At 40.2% G+C, this 19,995-nt stretch carries 14 protein-coding genes; 12 read left to right on the top strand and 2 right to left on the bottom strand.

Annotation, left to right across the window (positions count from 1 at the left end):
* The first annotated feature begins 552 nt into the window (after positions 1-552).
* Positions 553-3,759, top strand: a complete 3,207-nt coding sequence (gene rne, locus PX700_RS06880; RefSeq protein ID WP_479520292.1) for a ribonuclease E — start codon at positions 553-555, stop codon at positions 3,757-3,759.
* Between the two features lie 346 nt (positions 3,760-4,105).
* Here rne and yejK read toward each other — a convergent pair whose 3' ends face one another.
* A complete protein-coding gene (gene yejK, locus PX700_RS06875; RefSeq protein ID WP_479520291.1) occupies positions 4,106-5,122 on the bottom strand; it encodes a nucleoid-associated protein YejK in 1,017 nt (338 codons plus the stop codon).
* A gap of 62 nt (positions 5,123-5,184) precedes the next feature.
* Here yejK and PX700_RS06870 point away from each other — a divergent pair, with 62 nt between their 5' ends.
* From PX700_RS06870 to PX700_RS06820, 11 genes are all read left to right on the top strand, one after another.
* Positions 5,185-5,397 (top strand): YejL family protein, encoded by a 213-nt coding sequence (locus tag PX700_RS06870; RefSeq protein WP_007375276.1) that lies wholly within the window; start codon positions 5,185-5,187, stop codon positions 5,395-5,397.
* A 5-nt stretch (positions 5,398-5,402) separates the two neighbouring features.
* Positions 5,403-6,899, top strand: coding sequence for a DUF3413 domain-containing protein (locus tag PX700_RS06865; protein ID WP_479520290.1), 1,497 nt, complete (start codon positions 5,403-5,405; stop codon positions 6,897-6,899).
* A gap of 103 nt (positions 6,900-7,002) precedes the next feature.
* Positions 7,003-7,482 carry a DUF4124 domain-containing protein gene (locus PX700_RS06860; RefSeq protein WP_479520289.1) on the top strand — a complete coding sequence of 160 codons (480 nt, stop codon included), beginning with the start codon at positions 7,003-7,005 and terminating at the stop codon, positions 7,480-7,482.
* A 103-nt stretch (positions 7,483-7,585) separates the two neighbouring features.
* Complete coding sequence (aceK, locus tag PX700_RS06855; RefSeq protein WP_415635780.1) at positions 7,586-9,304, top strand: bifunctional isocitrate dehydrogenase kinase/phosphatase; 1,719 nt, start codon at positions 7,586-7,588, stop codon at positions 9,302-9,304.
* Between the two features lie 16 nt (positions 9,305-9,320).
* A complete protein-coding gene (locus PX700_RS06850; protein WP_002961484.1) occupies positions 9,321-10,259 on the top strand; it encodes a LysR family transcriptional regulator in 939 nt (312 codons plus the stop codon).
* A gap of 177 nt (positions 10,260-10,436) precedes the next feature.
* Positions 10,437-10,880: a ferritin-like domain-containing protein gene (locus PX700_RS06845; RefSeq protein WP_479520288.1), complete on the top strand. Its 444-nt coding sequence runs from the start codon at positions 10,437-10,439 to the stop codon at positions 10,878-10,880.
* 646 nt (positions 10,881-11,526) lie between these two features.
* Positions 11,527-14,346 (top strand): TonB-dependent receptor, encoded by a 2,820-nt coding sequence (locus PX700_RS06840; protein WP_479520287.1) that lies wholly within the window; start codon positions 11,527-11,529, stop codon positions 14,344-14,346.
* A 45-nt stretch (positions 14,347-14,391) separates the two neighbouring features.
* On the top strand, positions 14,392-15,702 hold the full coding sequence (locus PX700_RS06835) for a DUF5690 family protein (RefSeq protein WP_479520286.1): 1,311 nt from the start codon (positions 14,392-14,394) through the stop codon (positions 15,700-15,702).
* 8 nt (positions 15,703-15,710) lie between these two features.
* A complete protein-coding gene (phnX, locus tag PX700_RS06830; RefSeq protein ID WP_282130616.1) occupies positions 15,711-16,520 on the top strand; it encodes a phosphonoacetaldehyde hydrolase in 810 nt (269 codons plus the stop codon).
* The gene (locus PX700_RS06825; protein WP_479520285.1) at positions 16,520-17,920 is read left to right on the top strand and encodes an FAD-dependent oxidoreductase; all 1,401 of its coding nucleotides are present in this window, start codon (positions 16,520-16,522) and stop codon (positions 17,918-17,920) included. Before phnX ends, PX700_RS06825 begins: the two co-directional genes overlap by 1 nt.
* Positions 17,921-18,133: 213 nt before the next feature.
* Positions 18,134-18,820 (top strand): GntR family transcriptional regulator, encoded by a 687-nt coding sequence (locus PX700_RS06820; protein WP_479520284.1) that lies wholly within the window; start codon positions 18,134-18,136, stop codon positions 18,818-18,820.
* Between the two features lie 35 nt (positions 18,821-18,855).
* Here PX700_RS06820 and phnW read toward each other — a convergent pair whose 3' ends face one another.
* On the bottom strand, positions 18,856-19,959 hold the full coding sequence (gene phnW, locus PX700_RS06815) for a 2-aminoethylphosphonate--pyruvate transaminase (RefSeq protein ID WP_479520283.1): 1,104 nt from the start codon (positions 19,957-19,959) through the stop codon (positions 18,856-18,858).
* Positions 19,960-19,995: the final 36 nt, after the last annotated feature.

Here is a 19,995-nt window from a genome sequence, read left to right as displayed (position 1 = left end):
GCAATGCGCGTAATATATTGCTGGTTAAGCTTGAACATGAAACGATTTTTAACGTGCTAGAGAAAGCAATGAACAGATAATTTGTCTGATAGTGACGACGTAAAAAACGTCGTTCAGCACTCGCTCAATTATTGTAGTACCGTACAGCAGCTTATTTAGAACTAAAAAAATCTAATAAATAAGCGTTCATTAACATCGGCAGCGATTTTTGCTCTTAAAACGGATATTAGCGATACATCAGTATGTATTGCTCACCAACTTAATGAGCCCTACGCGCCTAATATGAATGATATTTAGTAAGATTAATATGACAGGCCGACTTCTGGGTAAAACTTGTAAACGTAGCTGAAAAGCCGACAGTTTTAGCACCATTAAGAATTTAATAGCGATAATAATTGCTATTGTTTGCCAGCATTTAAAATACTGCATACGAGATACAGAGCCGTTCCGTTAAAGACCCAGTCGTGAGGCTGCACATTCTAAAAATAGGGACAACTGAACAGGCGATAAAAACATCGTCATGTCAGCGACATAAATAAGTAGAGTAACAATATGAAACGTATGCTAATCAATGCAACGCAGCAAGAAGAAATGCGCGTAGCACTGGTAGATGGCCAACGCCTTTATGATTTAGATATCGAAAGCCCAGGTCACGAACAGAAAAAAGCCAATATTTATAAAGGCAAAATCACTCGCATTGAACCATCTCTTGAAGCAGCATTTGTTGATTACGGTGCTGACCGCCATGGTTTCCTTCCTTTAAAAGAAATTGCCCGTACTTACTTCCCTGCAGGTTACACTTTTCATGGTCGCCCTAATATTCGCGACGTAATAAAAGAAGGTCAAGAAGTTATAGTACAAGTTGATAAAGAAGAGCGTGGCCAAAAAGGCGCTGCGTTAACTACTTTTATCAGTGTTGCTGGTAGCTACTTAGTGCTTATGCCTAACAACCCACGTGCTGGCGGTATTTCTCGTCGCATTGAAGGTGATGAACGTACTGAACTTAAAGAAGCATTGGGTCGTTTAGAACTTCCTAAAGGTATGGGCTTAATTGTGCGTACTGCCGGTGTTGGTAAATCGTTTGAAGAATTAAACTACGATTTAAAAGCATTATTAGTACATTGGGAAGCAATTAGACAAGCAGCCGATAGTGCTAAAGCGCCATTTTTAATACACCAAGAAAGCAATGTAATATTCCGTGCGATACGCGATTATTTACGTCGTGATATTGGCGAAATTTTAATTGATAAACCACGTGTTTTTGAAGAAGCTAAAGCGCACATTGAGCGTTTTCGTCCTGACTTTATGAGCCGTGTTAAGCTTTATCAAGGCGACACTCCTTTATTTACGCATTACCAAATTGAAAGCCAAATTGAGTCTGCGTTCCAGCGTGAAGTACGTCTGCCTTCTGGTGGTTCAATTGTAATTGACCCAACTGAAGCACTAACGTCTATCGATATCAACTCGTCTAAAGCAACTAAAGGCGGCGATATTGAAGAAACAGCACTTAATACTAACTTAGAAGCCGCTGATGAGATTGCACGTCAATTACGTCTTCGTGACTTAGGTGGTTTAATTGTTATCGACTTTATCGATATGACGCCTCCACGTCATCAACGTGAAGTAGAGAATCGTTTAAAAGATGCTGCTCGTCCAGATCGTGCGCGTGTTCAAATTGGTAAAATTTCACGCTTTGGTTTACTTGAAATGTCGCGTCAGCGCCTGCGTCCTTCATTAGGTGAAGCAAGCCAAGGCCCATGCCCACGTTGTAGTGGACAAGGTACTATTCGTTCAAATGAATCTATCGCACTTTCTATTCTTCGTTTAATTGAAGAAGAAGCAATTAAAGACAATACAGCACAAGTAAATGCACAAGTGCCTGTTGCCGTTGCTGCTTATTTATTAAATGAGCAACGTCGTAGTGTTCATCGCATTGAAAAGCATCACAAATGTGACGTAGTGATTATTCCTAATCAACATATGGAAACACCACATTACGAAGTTATGCGTTTACGTAAAGACGAAACACTTGAAACAGTAAGCTACGGACAAGTTGTTGCACCAGAGCCTGAAGTATTTGAGATGTCAAAATCACCAAGTACTCCAGTACGTGAAGAGCCAATGTTAAAAGGCGTGGTAATGCCTTCTACTCCAGCTCCACAAGCTGCTCCAGCTAAAGCAGTAGCACCAGCGGCTGTTGTACAAACTAAAACTGAAGGTGGCTTACTAGCTGTTATTGGTAATTGGTTTAAGTCGTTATTTGCAAGTGAATCTGAAGAAGATAAAAAAGAAGCTGTAGAAAAAGAGCAGCAAGAAGCGCGTAATAACGCTCGTCGTGGGAACGATAATCGTCGTCGTAATAACAATCAACGTCGTCGTAATAATAACCCGCGCACAAATAAACCACGCAACGAGCGCCCTGCAGCTGAAGAGGAAGTTAAAACAGACTCACCAGCAGCAAGCACCGAGACTCAAGAGAGAAACGAGAACCGTAATAAGCGTCGTCGTAACCCTAACTCTCGTAAGCGCCCAGAGCATAAAAACGAAGACAAAGATCAAGTTAAAACTGAAGCCCCTATAAAAGCAGAAGTAGAAACTGATTCTAAGCCAGCTCAAGCTGCAGAACCTAAAGAGCAAAAGCCTAAAGTTCGCCGTCAACGTCGTAACATACGTAAAAAAGTACGTCTGCAAGATGAAAACGCTGAGCAAGCTAACTCAACAGAGCAAACACCTGAACAAGCGGTAGTGACTGACACGCCACAAGTTCAAGAGCAAGCACCTGTTGTAGAAAAGCAAACACAAGCTCCGGCAGAAAAAACAGCGCATATTAAAGAAGAGAAAGTTGATATTGAAACTGTTGATTCTAACGATGAAACAGCAACTACTGAAGACGAGCAAGAGCAAACACGTACACGCTCACGCCGTTCTCCTCGTCATCTTCGTGCATCTGGTCAACGTCGTCGTCGTCCTGAAGGTGAAGCAGAAGTTAAATCTGATGAAGCTCCTGCATTTGTTCCAGTTGCTGATCAAGCCGCTGCAGAATATGAAGCAGAGCTCAAAGCTAAATCTGAAGAAACACCTGTGGATGCAGCGCAACAAGTTGAACAAGCCGTTGCCGTTGAAGACTTAGCAAAAGTTGAAGCTGTAGAAGAGCCAGCTAAAGTTGAAACTCCAGTAGTAACTGAAGAGCCAGCTAAAGTTGAAACGCCAGTAGCAACTGAAGAACCAGCTAAAGTTGAAACGCCAGTAGTAACTGAAGAGCCAACTAAAGTTGAAACGCCAGTAGTAACTGAAGAGCCTGCTAAAGTTGAAACGCCAGTAGTAACTGAAGAGCCTGCTAAAGTTGAAACGCCAGTAGTAACTGAAGAACCAGCTAAAGTTGAAGCGCCAGTAGTTGCTGAAGAACCTGCTAAAGTTGAAGCGCCAGTAGTTGCTGAAGAACCTGCTAAAGTTGAAGCGCCAGTAGTAACTGAAGAGCCTGCTAAAGTTGAAACGCCAGTAGTAACTGAAGCTCCAGCAAAAGCTGAAACTCCTGTTGTGACTAAAGCACCGCATGTGAAAACAGCGGTAACTCAAGGGTCTGCAAGTGCGCCAATGGCACAGCCTACTCCTGTAGCTGATAGCGAAGTAAAACATACATCTGTAGCAATGGCTCACGATAAACGTGAACTAGTGCCAGACAGTGGTTTACGTGCAGGTTCTATCAAACCTGCTGGTCGTGCTAGCTCTGCAACGACTAAAACAATGAGTGTTGATTAATAACTAACACTCATTAAAAAGCCCCGCTATTTAATAAATAGCGGGGCTTTTTTGTTTAAACGTCTAAAAGCCTGACCTATCAAAAGACTAAATACATAAAAGCGATGCTTTTCGCGCAAGCAAGCTTAGCGCCTACAAGTTAAACCCACATCTACACCTTGCCGGTAGACGTTGAGCTTGCTCACGTGAAAAGCGCAGCTTTTAACTGCTTAAATAAAACACTATTCACAAAGAGAAACGCATGAGAAGACATAAAATAATAATCTTTTTCGATCTATCACTGCCTCTAAAAGCGCGATATAAATATCGCGCTCTTAAATCAGCTTTTTAACTTAACTTGTTAAATTTACTCGCTTTCACTTTCCATAAAACGTTGTAGCTGATCTTTTAAGTTTGGCGGAATACCTTTAATTACAAGTGTATCGGTTGCTTCGTTGTACGTTACGCGCTCACCTAAGTGTTTACGTTCAAAGCTTACACTTACACCACCACCAAGGCCTGAAAACTTAACCATACTGGTTACTGTTTTTTTATCAACGGGGAAAGTTTCTTCCAAGTCATAGCTTTGCTCTTTGCAAAAACTATCAAACGGGCTGTCATCACCTTTTGTAAGCGTTGCAGATAGCTCGCTCACACTTGCATCTTCGCCTGTGGTTACGCAATCATTACAGTAATCAAATACTTGTTTACGTAAATCGTCTTTTTCTGATTTATCAAACTGTTGCTCTGATAAATAATCCTCTACCGCACTAAGCATTACTTGGCTTTGCTGTTTAGAATCAATCCCCTCTTCACAACCTAAAAAGTCTAAGAAAAAGTCAGCAACTTTACGTCCAGCTCGTCCTTTGATAAACGAAATATAACGATTATCTTCTGCTTGCGTATCCCATGCTGTTAAATCAATGCGCGCTGCAAGTTGCATGCGAGATATATCTAAATGACGAGAAGCCGCTAAATCAAGCTCTGAAGTCATAGAGTAATGCTCTTTAATATTAATCATCGCAATTAACATATAATCAGTAGCAACGTACTGATAATGACAAAAAACTAAGTACCCTGTTTCATTAAATGCGTACTTATCAAGCTCTTCTTTTAAAACCGTTGAAGCTTGCTCGGTCATATGCCAAAAGCCTAGTTCATCGTTACGGTAGCTTTGCATTGCAGATGCTACAACACTGTTTTTATCACCACTGAATGCACAGTAACCTTTACCGGGTTTACCATTGTATGCATGATGTAATTGTTCGATAAAAACGGCCACTTTATCGTTGATGATCATCTCATCATTTCGAAGGTGAATTTGCGTATCGTCGTCTTTTTTGTCTACATAATGAACGACTAATTTTTTAACGTCTGTTGTCATCTTTGTTTTTCACGCCTCTAGTGTTAAAATACGAGAATATAACTATTTTATTGAACCAACTGATGCCAATCTTATCAAAATACTCTAATGAAGAAGTAGAACAAATCGTCGATCAGCTTATTGATGTGCTAACTAAACACAATGCGCCGGTTGATTTAAGTCTTATGTGTTTAGGAAATTCTATCACGCATATCTTAAAAGAGCATGTACCAACAGGGAAAAGACAAGCCGTAACTGAGAACTTTGCAAAAGCTCTATCACAGTCGGTTAAATAAACTCTATGAATTTATCGCAGCACAATCAGTTTTCATCAAAAGCGAGTCAGTTGCTAAGCTGGGGGCACTGGTTTACCTTTGCCAACATTGGCTTAGCGTTATTTATTAGCTTAAGCTATTTATTTGCAGACTCGCCACCTACAAGCTTTTTAGGCATTACCTATATGCTAGTCACATGGCTGAGCCATACTAGTTTTATCGCCTTCTTAGCGTTTGTGCTGACGGTATTTCCGCTTAGTTTAATATTCCCCTACCCACGACACATACGTGGCATGGCCGCTGTTATAGCCACGCTAGGCGCATCTTTGCTTACCCTTGATGCTTATGTGTATGTTAATTTGGGTTATCATCTAAGTATATCTGCTTCACCTGAGATTATTTCTCTACTGTGGCATCGTTTAACAAGCTCACCTGCCTTAACCACAATTTTAGCCAGTGGTATTGTTTTACTTATTTTAGGCTTTCAGCTGCTTATGAGTAATTACACATGGCACCACCTCGAACGCTTGAAACAGTTCAAATTTGCTCGATACGCTATCTCATTGCTAATTATTTGTTTTGCTTTTAGTCACAGTATTCATATTTGGGCTGATGCTAATTTAAAATTTGATATTACCAAACAAGATAACGTATTACCGCTTTCGTATCCTACAACAGCTAAAAGCCTACTGGCTAAAAATGACTTACTTGATATAGAAAGCTATGAGCAAGCACATAACGTAAAAATTAATAATCAAAATATTAATTATCAAATGCCAAGCCCGCTCGAAAAGTGCGAGGACTACACACAAACTAATATAGATATTTTTGTATTTGATACTCAGCAACAACTCGCTAAATTTGTGGGCGGTAATAAAAACTTGCACAAAACAGAACAGTTTTTACAGCCAACGAATCACGACGATACGCTATTTAGCCTAGTATATGGTTTGCCCGCCTTTTATAAGGCAGCAATTTTAGCTGAGCAAACACTTCCTGTATGGCAAAGTCAACGCCGTAGCATTGAAGTAACTGGCATTGAAGAACTTAGTTTTATTAATGATCAAGCACATAGTGTTAGCGCAATTAGAGTTATTAAAGGTAATGACACCCCAACTGTACGAGATGATAAAACGCAGGTTTTTGCTTTTAGTCTTGCCAACAACAAGCAAGAAGTAGTAACAACATCAACTTTATATAGCTCTGACAAACGTATTTCTAAAGTAGATGGCCTTATTCAACCTAGTGATTTAATTGCTACAAGTGTTGGCCAATATTTAAATTGTAAAGCCATTGCTAAGCAAACAATGCTGGGCGTTAACTTATACAAGAAAAAAGATGATATGGGCGTTAATTATTCACAAGGCGTAGTTATAGCCTATAAAAAAGATAGAATTACTTTGATTGACTCAGATGGTAACTTTAAAAACATATCTGCAGCCGAAGGGTTTTCTATTGAACAAAGACTCGACATCCCATTTTTAGTACAGAGCATTAAAAAGCTCAAAACCTTTACTCAATAACCTTGGGGGTGCTGTCTAATAACCTAGCTTGCTATATCGCTAAGCTAGGTTATAGTTTTATATTATTTTGCTAGCCAAAATATAAAAATCAAGGATGACAGACATGTTTCAAACTCTTCGCTATATCCTCTATTCTAGCTTTTTACTTATCAGTTTTTTTAGCTTTAGCGATACAACTTACTATAAATGTGTAACAGAAAAAGGCACTACCTTTTCTCAACTCCCCTGTGACGAAGAAGCAACGACTTATAAAGTTAACACAACGGGTAATCAGTATTCAGGCCCAAAAGTTGATTACACTAAACAACTGAACGAATTAGAACGTGAAAGGCTCCTATCAGGTTTACAGGCAGAGTTACGCAGTAATAACCACAAACTCACAATACTTGATCGTAATAAGCAGCGTGCTGAATATAAACAACAAGAACGGTTAAATCATATTCTAGCCGTTGATGATAAAAAGCGTATTACTAAAGATATTACTGAAAAACTAAAAATGATTAATAAAGAGTATAAAAAAGATGTATCGGCCATCGCTAAGCAGATTAAAATTCTCGAAAAAAAGATAGCTAAATACCAATAACCTTCCCTTAAATAGCGTGTAATATTTATCTTGGTTTTAAACTTAAAATAACATACCCTTAACACTATAGAGCATAAGCTCTAGGGACTATTAAGGAGTGCAAATGCAGCCTCGCCATATTGCTGAATTAATTTTAACGGGTTTTAAAAAGCACTATCAATTATTTCAAAAAACAACAGCCAAAGCCCCCCTCGCCTTTGCAAAAAAAGATTGGCAAGCAATTAATGATATTAGCCGTTTGCGTATCAGCTATTATGATGATCGTGTTAACGAAACCACACAAGCTCTAAAAAAAGAAACCCCAACAGAACAGCTTGATGAAAGCCTATGGCTTGAAGTTAAAAAAATATATCAACATTTTTTATGCTTCCACCCTCAAGCAGAACTCGCCGAAACCTTTTATAACTCTGTATTTTGCCGGCTGTACCATAGGCGCTATTTTCATAATGACTTTATATTCGTAGAAGCAACTTTGAAAGATGCGCCTTCGGTGCCTGTAGAGGCCGAATATAGGACATACTTTCCAGTAGTTGATGGCCTAAAGCCAACAATAAAGCGCATTATTAATCATTTTGATTTTAAAGCCCCATTTGTAAATTTAGAGCGAGATATTCGCCTTCTTGTTAAAGCATTTTATAAACAAGCACCCGATACACATCATCAACCTTGGCAAATGCGCTTTGATATTTTACATACGCCATTCTATCGTAATAAAGCAGCTTATATTGTTGGCCGTGTGGTCTCAAAAAGTGGGGTTCAGCCTTTTATAATCGCTGTATTACACGATGAAGATAACGGATTATATTTAGATGCACTTTTAACTAAGTCATCTCAAATGCGTGTTATTTTTGGCTTTGCCCGCGCTTATTTTATGGTAGAGACCCACGCACCTTCAGCACTTGTTCGGTTTTTAAATCAGCTTATGCCAAACAAAACACTTGCTGAGCTCTATAACGCAGTGGGTTTTCATAAGCAGGGTAAAACTGAGTTTTATCGAGAGTTTTTAAACCACTTATCTCACTCTAGTGATGAGTTTACAATTGCACCGGGTACTCCCGGTATGGTGATGATGGTATTTACCCTTCCCTCTTTTGATTATGTATTTAAAGTAATAAAAGACAAATTTGGTGAAAGTAAGCCCTTCGGCCGTGATACCGTATTAAAGCGTTATCAACTAGTAAAAAACCATGATCGCGTTGGCAGAATGGCCGATACCATAGAGTATTCTAACGTCGTATTTCCTTTGGCGCGTTTTGATAGTAATTTACTTGCGCAATTACACAAAACGATTGGCTCATCAATGGTAATTGAAGGCGAATGGTTGATCATCAAGCATTTATATATTGAACGGCGCATGACACCACTCAACTTATTTTTAGAAAATGCTGATGAAGAAAGTGCCGCCGATGCAATTGAAGAATACGGACAAGCTCTAAAAGAAATGATTGCCGTTAATATATTTCCGGGCGATATGCTCTTAAAAAACTTTGGTGTCAGTAAGCACAAACGTATTATTTTTTACGATTACGATGAAGTTCAATACCTAACCGATATGAACTTTAGAGCATTACCGAAAGCCAAAAGTTACGATGATTATTTAATGGATGAGCAAAGTTACTCTGTTGCACCACAAGACGTATTTCCAGAGCAGTTATGTACATTTGTAATGCCTAATCCTATGTATAAAAAGTTTTTTCTCAGCACTCATCCAGAGCTTATAGATGTTAGCTTTTGGAAACAGGCACAACAAAATATAAAAAATGGGCAGGTAAGTCATATTTACCCATACCCGACAGCACAGCGCTTTATCCATCACTGGTAGACGCAAAGGACACACAATGAATATAAGTAAAATAGATTTAAATTTACTCGTTTACCTCGATACATTACTTCGAGAATGCAACGTAACACGCGCTGCTAATCAATTGAGCATAACGCAACCTGCAATGAGTAATGGCCTTAAACGTCTTCGTAACTTATTTAACGACCCTATTTTGGTTCGTACCAGCGACGGTATGGTGCCTACCGAGCGCGCTTTGGAGTTACAGCCTGTAATACGTGGCATATTAATGACGCTTGAAGAAACTCTCGCACCTAATCGAGAATTTGAGGCAAGCCAAAGTAAACGTGTGTTTAGAATAATGGCCAGCGACTATGCGGCAAGTACATTAGCGCCAAAGCTTTTAAGTAAACTACATGAAGAAGCCCCCGATACTACTTTAGATATACTCACACCAAGTGATGTAACCTTTCATGATGTAGAAAACGGTAAAGTAGATATGGCAATTAACCGCTTTGAAAATTTACCTCAATCTTTTCACCATAAACGTATTTGGAAAGACAGTTTTTGCTGCTTAGTTAAGGCCGACAACCCCATTATTGAAAACTTTAGCCTCGACAGCTACTTAAAAGCACGCCATATATGGGTGAGTAAAACAGGTTTTGGTGTAGGCGTGGGCATGGACCCTAAAGATGTGCAAAAACTTGGTTGGGTTGACGAAGCACTTGCCCACTTTGGTAAACATCGTAACATTGCCACTTTTACGCGTAACTACCATGTAGCGATTCATTTAGCTAAAGAGAAAAATTTGATTGCGACCCTTCCTTCAAAAGCCGCAAATATATATTTAGATGATCCGGGGCTTAAAATTTTAGAGCCACCATTTCCAATTCCTCCTTTTGAGCTTGATATGATTTGGAGCCCATTGTTACATCGCGATGCAAGCCATATATGGTTGCGCCAAAAAGTAGCTGAAGTGGCTGAAGAGCTAAAATAACTTTATTACACAATATGATGTAAAAATTGCTAGGTTAATTTTATGCCTGTTAACTTAGCACTTCATTGAAAAATAATTAAACAAATAAAATCAAACAATTACACAATAATTAAAACGTGGAACATACATTGCTTTTATTAAATTGAACTATACATTCATTTAATTAAAGAGGTCATTATGAACACCCATCAAGGATCAGAAGTAAATCATATTACTGACATCATTCAAGTTATGAACAGCGGCATCGATTTTTATCAAAAAGCACAGGAAAAAATTGAAGACCCTGCTATTGGCGCACTTTTTCAGCGTATGATAGATGCCCGAAAAGTGAGTGTTGAGCGCTTGCAGCCCTATGCAATTAATGAAAAAGGCGAACGCGAAGATGGCTCATCTTTCGCAGTTGAAGCACGACGTGCATACACAGCTTTATTAACTACATTCAGCTCACATAACGACAGCACATATGTAAAAGAGCTTGAGGAAGTGGAAGATAAAACCCTTGCAGAAATTAAAGCTGCAATGGATAAACCACAACCGGCTGATTGCGAAGCTGCACTGGCTAAAACATTATTAACAATGCAGAGCTGCCATGCAGAAATGAGCCGCATGCAAAAAAATTAGTCATTGCTAAAATATAATTAGACCTAGGGCGTGTTGACCTTTCGTGATTAATTTTGCAGCAGACTGTTTGGTATTTAGGGAAGGCAGAGCCTATGTAGTGTGGTTATTCCCCATAAATAGGCGATAACGCAGCATAAATGCCAAACATCCGCTGCCCTTTGAGCTCGATCTAGGGACGATTAACTCTTTGTTGCCTGCATGGATGTAGGTAAGGGGCGTGGGCAGGACGCGAAAGCTTTGCTCGGTTTTACTTACTCTTACAGGGATGTAAGCCATTAAAGTAACGCAGGAGCAGTAACCTAGCCCACTAGGTTACAAACCTCGCGCCGCGATTAAATCGACCCTAGATTGAACAAATTTAAATCCACAAAGATCAACACGCCCTAGTACGATTGGGTTTAATTATTCAACCTAAGCCTAACGTTAGATAAATTTATTATCTAACGTTAGGCTTGTTTACTTTCGGTGGTAAAACATTCAACTGTTTTGCCACCTTCCCGCCAATTTTCATCTCACTTAATAGCCTTAAAATACTCTTTTTTCATTTTTTTTGATTTAAATTTTTTTCGTCACATCTTTGTAAAAATAGCGTTCTATTATTAACCTCACCAATCTGGACTAGACCAGAAAACATGAGGTTCATTTAATGATAAAACGACACGCAATAGCAACGGCAGTATTACTGTGTACCAGCCCGTTATTCATCACTTGTAATGCCATAGCTCAAAACGCAACATTTGTAGGTACGGTAAAAGATAATAAAACACATTTATCAGGTGCGTTAATTAGTATTGTAGGCACTGATAAAAGTACGGTTACCAACTATCAAGGCCAATTTGAACTACCTAAGCTTGATGCGGGTAGCTATCAATTGAAAGTATCTTACTTAGGGTATCAACCTCATTTAATTGATATAAATATTGCAGAAGATGAGGTAAAAAAACTAAAACCAATCACCCTCTTCGCAGTAACAAACGACAATGCTATTGAAGAAATTATTGCCGTAGGACACATTCAACGTGGTGAAATGGCCGCTGCAAATAACCAAAAAAATGCTAAAAGCATTAAAAATATAATCTCTGCAGATGGGATTGGTAAACTCCCCGACCGAAACGCTGCTGAGGCAGTGCAACGCATCCCAGGTGTCTCAATTGAGCGAGATCAAGGCGAGGGTCGCTTTGTTGCCGTTCGCGGTTTACCAGCACAGTGGAGCTCTGCAAGTATAAATGGCGATCGTTTACCTACGGCCGAGGAAGAAACCACCAGCCGCGCCACTGCATTTGACTTTTTCCCCAGCGAACTGATTGAATTTGTTGAGGTATCTAAAGCACTTACACCTGATATTGAAGGCGATGCGATTGGCGGCAACGTAAACTTTGTAACCAAAAAAGCACCCGATGATTTTGTATTTAATACCAATCTTGCTATTGGCCAAAATGAGTTAGCTGATGGTACAAATTACTCAGCTAATGTACTTTACGGAGACAGACTCCTTGATGACAAGTTAGGGTTCTTAATTAATGCGACCGCTTGGCAACGAGATTGGGCTACTGATAACTATGAACCTCGTCGTGGTAATGACGGCTTAGGTATTTATCGATTAGAGCTACGTGATTACACGGGGACACGCGAAACCTATGGCCTCAATGGTGCTATTGAATATCAGCTCGAACAAGGAACGTTAAGTGCTACAGCTATGTATGGCACACTAATAGATGATGAAACGCATTATAAACACCGCATGCGTTTTGATAAAAACCGCGCAGAAGTACAACATATTCGAAATGAATTAATTACTGAAATGACCGGTTTCGAGATTGCCGGTGAGCACTACTTCGGTTACGACAAAACCCTCTCATGGAAACTCTCTAGTTACGAAAACGAGTTTCGTTATGGTGATACGCCTAATACCGATGACAACAGCTATTTTGTCGTGCGATTTGATCAAAAAGATGTTGGCTATCAAGGGCTAGAAGACCGTGGAACGGGTAAAAATTATGCCTATAACACGGTTGATAACGGCAGCGATCCTTGGAATGCAATCAGTAATCACTTACCCAATGGGTTTTCATTCGATCCCAGTAAAGCAAAGCTCTCTTGGGTAGAGCTTTATAAAGTATTCGTTAACGAAAAAGATAAAATTGTCGCCAGCACAGATTTTGAATGGCAACTAGACAGCGATTTAATATTAAAAGTAGGTGCTAAATATCGTGATAAAGAACGCGTAGCGCGTTTTAGTGATGAGTTTTACGCATGGGATGAAGCTCAGTATGGCGTAGCACCTACATTAAGTGACTTTAGTTTGTCAGACCAACCAGGCAGAAATGACTACTTAAATGAGCTAAATGTTGACTATCAAAGTCAATTTTCGCAGGTTGCCGCAACTGATGATTTGGCACAATTTTGGAATGAAAATAAAGAAAAATTTGTACTTGATAAAAGTGAGTCTGCTTTAATCAAAAATGGCGGTGCACTTGGTCGTAATTTTGATGTGAGTGAACAGCACGCATCGTTATACGCAATGGCAACTTATACCTTTAATAGCCAGTGGGAAATGCTAGGTGGATTACGATTAACACAAACCGATACGAAAGTTGACGGTTACCTGTATTTAGCTGACGAGGATAAAGTCATCCCTAGCAGCGCAAGTAACGATTATCTCTCTGTGTTACCAGCATTGCATCTTACCTATCATTTTGATGAGCAAACAAACTATCGCTTAGCGTTAACTCGCTCATTTTCTCGTCCTGATTTTGGCTCCCTTACCCCTGGCGCAACTTATTTAGAAGCAGAAAACGAACTTGTTACTGGTAATCCAGAACTTGATCCTACTTATTCAAATAATCTCGACTTTATGGCTGAGTACTTTTTTGAAAGAGTCGGTTTAATTTCTGCCGGGGTGTTCTACAAAGATATCAGCGACCCTATTTTTCAAAGTAGTTCAATGGGTAAGTTTGGCAATAAAAGTAGCGTCAATATTATTCGCCCAGAAAATGGGGATAGTGCATGGCTTGCTGGAGTTGAAATGGCTTTTAATCGTGACTTAGCCTTTATTAATCCTGCTTTGGAAAGTGTGGGCGTTATGGTCAATGCTACATTTATGGATTCACAAATGAGCATCCCAGGCAGAGCCGACAAGGTCGCGATTTCACGCCAAGCCGATAACTTATATAACTTTACCTTGTACTACGATGATTCATTTTTTGCTGCGCGAATTGCGCTTAACTATAAAGGCGAATATATCGAAGAGCATGGCAGCAACTCACAGTCTGATAGCTATTATGGCGATAACACCAGTGTTGATTTTACTACGTCATATCAGCTTAACAATAATGCATTAGTCTATTTAGAGTTAAACAATCTAACTAACGAGCCACTTAAATATTACTTAGGCGATGAGAGTCGCCCTCTGCAAGTCGAATATTACGGTGTGCGTGGCATGATTGGCATTAATTACCAATTCTGATCACTTTTATGTTGTGCGGGGCTATGCCCCGCAAAGGACTGCTTTATGTTTACTCAACCACAATGGCTAAAACGTGCTCACGGTATCGGCTTTGTTTTATTTGCCGCCAGCTCTGCGTTTATGACTTACTTTTGTATGTGCGCTTTTCGAAAGCCCTTTACTGCAAATAGTTACACCGAGTTTGACGATCCGAACTGGCAAGTCAGCTTTAAAATAGCTTTAATTCTTTCGCAAGTTTTAGGCTATCTATGCGCTAAGTTTATAGGCGTTAAGGTCATTGCAGAAATGCGTCACCAACAACGCGGTCTAGCGATCATTGCCATGATCGCGGGTGCCGAATTATCGCTGATTTTATTTGCCATCACACCGGTTGGTTTTAATATTGTCTGGCTGTTTTTTAACGGTTTATCGCTTGGCATGATTTGGGGAATTGTGTTTAGTTTTTTAGAAGGCAGGCGCACCTCTGAAATTCTTGGTGCGGTGCTCAGTGTTACCTTTATTCTCGCCTCTGGTTTAGTTAGAAGTGTTGGTAAATGGCTAATTGACACTTTAAATGTACCTGAACTGTGGATGCCTGCTGCAACCGGCGCGCTTTTTTTGCCGATATTATTACTGAGTGTTAAATGTTTAACATTATTGCCCGATCCAACCTTGGCAGATCAGCAAGCCCGTCAACAGCGCTTACCTATGGATGCCAAAGCACGCTGGCAGTTTTTTAAACGTTATTGGTTTGGTATCAGCGCTTTGATATTGAGCTTTTTACTCTTTACAGGCTTTCGTGATTTTCGTGATAACTTTGCGGCAGAAATATGGCAAGCACTGGGGTACGGGCAAGAGCCTGCTATTTTTGCTTATGCGGGGATCCGTATGGCACTCATCGTACTAATCGCTTTGGGCGCAATGGTACTGGTGAAAAATAATAAAACTGCATTTTACGTTAATCATGCATTTATATTATTTGGCGCTTGCTTACTTATTAGCAGCACTTTGGCTTTTGAAAGCCAGTTACTTAGCGCCAAAGCCTGGATGGTGTTACTCGGTGCAGGCCTTTATATTAGCTATATTCCCTATAACTGCTTCTTATTTGATCGAATGATTTCTGCCGTTGGTTCAACAGCTAACGCAGGGTTTTTAATATATCTAGCCGATTCTGCTGGCTATTTAGGCTCTGTGGGCATTTTACTCTATCGTACTTTTGTAATGCCTGAAATCAGTTGGCTGAACTTCTTTATTACCGCCAGTTACTGGGTCGGCACTGTGGCTGGCTTTTTAGTACTGTGCTCATTAAGTTACTTTTCAATTCGTTTATCTACACAAAAAACACCTGCGCCAACATTGGCCTCTATAAATATTTAAGGAACATTATGACAAAGTTAGAAGCACTCATTTTAGATTGGGCCGGCACGGTTGTTGATCATGGCTCAGTTGCTCCGACCACCATTTTTGTTGAAGCATTTAAAACCGCGTTTAATTTCGAAATCAGTTTACAAGAAGCGCGCATTCCGATGGGCATGGGTAAATGGGATCACATCGCAACATTAGGTTCACTTGCTGATATTAAAGCGCGTTGGCAAACGCAGTTTGGTGCGCCTATGAGTAATGACCAAATTGATCATATTTACGAGACTTTTATGCCATTACAAAAAGCCAAAGTCGCTGAGCGAGCAATGCCAATTGCAGGGGTATTACCGGTGTTAAATCGCTTAAAGCAACAAGGTTTGAAAATAGGCAGCTGCTCAGGTTATCCTCGCCAAGTTATGGATATATTAGAAGTTGCGGCGGCTGAATATGGTTATAAACCCGATCATAGCGTAGGCAGCGATGAATTATCGGCGGGATCTCGCCCAGGTCCTTGGATGGCCCTTGAAAATGTAAATGTATTGGGGATCAGCAATGTCGCACATTGCGTTAAAGTCGACGACTCAGCACCTGGAATCGCAGAAGGCTTAAACGCCGGAATGTGGACAGTCGGCGTTGCATTAACAGGCAATGCAGTGGGCCTAACAGAGTCACAATGGCAAGCATGTTCACAAACCGAACAAGATGAACTTACCCGTAAAGCTTACCAGCAACTTTATTACAGTGGTGCGCATTACGTGATTGATTCACTCGCTGATATTGAGCCTATTCTTATGCAAATTGAAGCAAGACTTGCACGTGGAGAGCGCCCTTAATGACATATCAACCTTTTTGGTTTGATAGCGCTATAAATGAGGAGGCCGCTGCGCCTTTTCATTTATTACCCCCAGGGCATCACACTGATGTGTGCATTATTGGTGGAGGGTTCACCGGCCTGTGGACTGCAATCAATATTAAACAACAACATCCTACAAAAAAAGTAACCATTATTGAGCAAGGATTATGCGGCCAAGGTGCATCTGGGCGAAATGGCGGTGCAATGCTAACCTGGTCAACAAAGCTTCCTAGCCTAATTAAACTCGTTGGTTTAGATAATGCACTATTTTTAGTTAAGCAATCTGAACTAGCCGTACATGAAATAAGCGCATTCACAAAAGAACATGATATTGACTGTGATTGCAGAATCGACGGATGTTTTTATACCGCCTCTAACCGTGCGCAACTGGGCTTACTTGATAATGCTCTGGATTGTTTAGAGCAGTTTAAACTCAATTCTTGGCAAAAGTGCACTGCTGAGCAACTGTTACAAACAGGCTCAAAACAAAATTTGCATGCTCATTTTTCTGCTCATGGCGGCAGTATTCAACCAGCAAAATTAGTCAGGGGGCTTAAGCGTGTTGCCCAACGAATGGGGGTTGATGTTATTGAGCATTGTCGTTATGAACAGCATCATGGGCATGAGCCAATAAGTGTCACCACCAATCAAGGGGCATTAGTTTGTAATACCCTTATCTTTGCTGTTAATGCGTGGCTACCCACTTTACAAAGCCAGTTTTCACGCTCAGTAGTCCTGGTTTCAAGTGACATGATCATCACCAAACCAATACCTGATGTACTCGAGCAGCTCAAGTTAAACCATGGTAGTGCAATTATTGATTCTCGCACTTTTGTTAACTATTACCGCAGCACCTCAGATGGGCGTTTAATGCTTGGCAAAGGTGGAAATTTTTTCAGTTATGGCAATAAAGTACACCCCAAATTTGACCAACCAAGTCACTATAAAAAATTACTTAATAGCTCATTGGCTCATTTTTTCAAAGGGCATGAACTGCCTATCGAACGCACATGGACTGGGCCATCTGACAGAAGTGCCACTGGCTTTCCTTTTTTCGGGTATTTAAACGCACATCCACACGTGCTTTATGCAGGTGGTTATTCTGGTAATGGTATTGTTCAGTCTTATTTAGGCGCAAAAATACTCTCAGCTGTGGTGCTTAATAATAATCCACAATGGCAACACTGCGGATTAGTAAATCAGCCGCTTAAGCAATTCCCAATAGAGCCTATTCGTACCGCTGGCGCCTATATTGTGCGTAATGCTATTCGCCGTAAAGAGTTGGCTGAAGATTTAAACTTGCAACCGCATAAAATCGACTGCTACTTAGCTAAACTCAGCGGTAGTGCAGCAAAAGTTGACACGCAATCACTCAGGTAATATACAATGTCTAAACAAGATTTTACTGCCATTGCTTCAACAGTAGCAGAAATTAGTTTTTGCCTCTAACTTATGCAAACACTGACTACGATGAGACCTGTGCGCAGCTTTCTCACATGTGCCTTGGTAGCGCAACAACAAGACCCACACATAAAAATTAGATCTCATTAATATCGACTAAGCTATCGGATAAGCAGTGGAAAACATAAAACTATGCTTTTATTTCAAGAAATTCGCAATTATATCCTCACCCTACTCCAGCAAGACGAAATTGCTACGGGCAGTAAGCTGCCCTCAGAGCGGGCTTTACAAGAGCACTTCAATTCTACACGCATTACTGTGCGTGAAGCATTGATCCGATTAGAAGCAGAAGGATTAATTTATAGTCAAAAACGAAAAGGCTGGTTTGTCACTCCACATAAACTAAAATGGCATCCCGCAACAAAAGTTAACTTCTACGAACTTGCTAAGCAGCAAGGTTTCACAGCACAAACACGTTTAGTGAGTGTGAACAAAATTGATAACATTAATTTTATCGATATCTTTAGCGCACAGAGTCTATATCATCTACAGCGTGTGCGTAGCTTGGACAATCGTACAGTTATGTTTGAAGACATTTTTTGTGATGCACAGCGCTTTGACGGTCTTAATAAGCATTCGTTAAATAGCTCAATTACCGAGATCATGGCCAAACAGTATGCAACAAATGTAGTAAAAGAACAGAGCATTATTAGCGTAACGGTGCTTCCTGACGATGTCTGCGAGATGCTTGAAAAAAACAGTGGCACACCATGCTTAAAAGTAGTGCGTCAACGTTTTGATGAGCAACAAAAATTGGTTGATTATAATATTGAATATTGGTTACACAATGCGATTGAAATGATTGTCGAAGGCCAATAAAAGCGATACTTCTAATATCGCTTTTATTGCTCAATTTATACTGTATCTTGCCAATAAAGATTACTTCCTACGGCGTCAAGTAAGCGATGCATATCAGCTGCAAATACATGGCCAATGTTACCAATACGAAAGCAATCCGCATCCGACACTTTACCCGGATAAATCACAAACCCTTGGTTTTTTAGTGCATTATAAAACGTTTTAAAGTCGTAATCCTGTCCTGTTGGTGATAAAAACGAGGTAATAATCGGTGAATGCACTGACGTATTTAATAAAGGAGAAAAACCAAGCCTTTTCATTCCCGTGACAAGAATATGCTGATTTTCCTTGTAACGTTTATAACGCTCTGTGATCCCTCCCTCTTCTTCAAGTTCGACTAATGCCTGATAAAAAGCACGTACAACATGAGTTGGCGAAGTAAAACGCCACTTACCATTGTTTTTTTCCATACAGTGCCACTGTGCAAAGAGATCTAAAGAAAGGGAACGTGAAACGCCTTCGCTTTGCGCTATAAGATGGTGTTTGCAAATCACAAAACCAAAACCTGGTACACCTTGAATACATTTATTTGCCGAGCTAATCATCACATCAACATGCCAATCAGCCAAATCAAAAGGGATCCCGCCAAAACTGCTCATTGCATCTAAAACAAACACCTTGTTATACGTTTTGGCCAACTGCCCCACAGCTTCGGCTGGATTTAACATACCCGTGGTTGTTTCGCAGTGAACCATTGCTATATGCGTAATGTCAGAGTCGTTTAGTAAAACAGCTTCAATATCAGTAACATTCGGTAGTTGGGTTTCGGTGTAATTGATAATGTGTGTGTTAATATTCAAATAGGCAGCAATTTCGCCTATTCGCTCACCATATGCCCCATTATTAATAACCAACAATTTATCACTGCTTTTTATTAAGCTACTAAGAGCAGACTCCACACTCGCTGTTCCGCTGCCTTGCATTAGCACACTGGTGTAACCTGGATGTGCCGTAGCAAGTGCCACCAGCTTAGCTCGAATTGCCTGAACTACCCCTTGGTTATATTCATCGTCCCACGTACACCAATCCTTTAGCATCGCTTTTTTTACTGTATCAGAAGTACTTAGCGGCCCTGGGGTTAGTAATAAATAATCATTCATAGTTATTCCACTCAATCTGGTCTAGTCCAGTCAGTA

The sequence above is a fragment of the Pseudoalteromonas sp. TP27 genome, from assembly GCF_056470645.1.
Note: the sequence above shows the minus strand (reverse complement) of the source record. Positions and strands in the feature narration are given on the sequence as shown.

Bases quoted from the DNA above. Each gene is read 5' to 3' on its own strand.
- PX700_RS06820 (WP_479520284.1), top strand. From the start codon at position 18,134: ATGCTTTTATTTCAAGAAATTCGCAATTATATCCTCACCCTACTCCAG.
- phnW (WP_479520283.1), bottom strand. From the start codon at position 19,959: ATGAATGATTATTTATTACTAACCCCAGGGCCGCTAAGTACTTCTGAT.
- rne (WP_479520292.1), top strand. From the start codon at position 553: ATGAAACGTATGCTAATCAATGCAACGCAGCAAGAAGAAATGCGCGTA.
- aceK (WP_415635780.1), top strand. From the start codon at position 7,586: ATGCAGCCTCGCCATATTGCTGAATTAATTTTAACGGGTTTTAAAAAG.
- PX700_RS06840 (WP_479520287.1), top strand. From the start codon at position 11,527: ATGATAAAACGACACGCAATAGCAACGGCAGTATTACTGTGTACCAGC.
- PX700_RS06835 (WP_479520286.1), top strand. From the start codon at position 14,392: ATGTTTACTCAACCACAATGGCTAAAACGTGCTCACGGTATCGGCTTT.
- PX700_RS06860 (WP_479520289.1), top strand. From the start codon at position 7,003: ATGTTTCAAACTCTTCGCTATATCCTCTATTCTAGCTTTTTACTTATC.
- PX700_RS06865 (WP_479520290.1), top strand. From the start codon at position 5,403: ATGAATTTATCGCAGCACAATCAGTTTTCATCAAAAGCGAGTCAGTTG.
- yejK (WP_479520291.1), bottom strand. From the start codon at position 5,122: ATGACAACAGACGTTAAAAAATTAGTCGTTCATTATGTAGACAAAAAA.
- phnX (WP_282130616.1), top strand. From the start codon at position 15,711: ATGACAAAGTTAGAAGCACTCATTTTAGATTGGGCCGGCACGGTTGTT.
- PX700_RS06870 (WP_007375276.1), top strand. From the start codon at position 5,185: ATGCCAATCTTATCAAAATACTCTAATGAAGAAGTAGAACAAATCGTC.
- PX700_RS06845 (WP_479520288.1), top strand. From the start codon at position 10,437: ATGAACACCCATCAAGGATCAGAAGTAAATCATATTACTGACATCATT.
- PX700_RS06825 (WP_479520285.1), top strand. From the start codon at position 16,520: ATGACATATCAACCTTTTTGGTTTGATAGCGCTATAAATGAGGAGGCC.
- PX700_RS06850 (WP_002961484.1), top strand. From the start codon at position 9,321: ATGAATATAAGTAAAATAGATTTAAATTTACTCGTTTACCTCGATACA.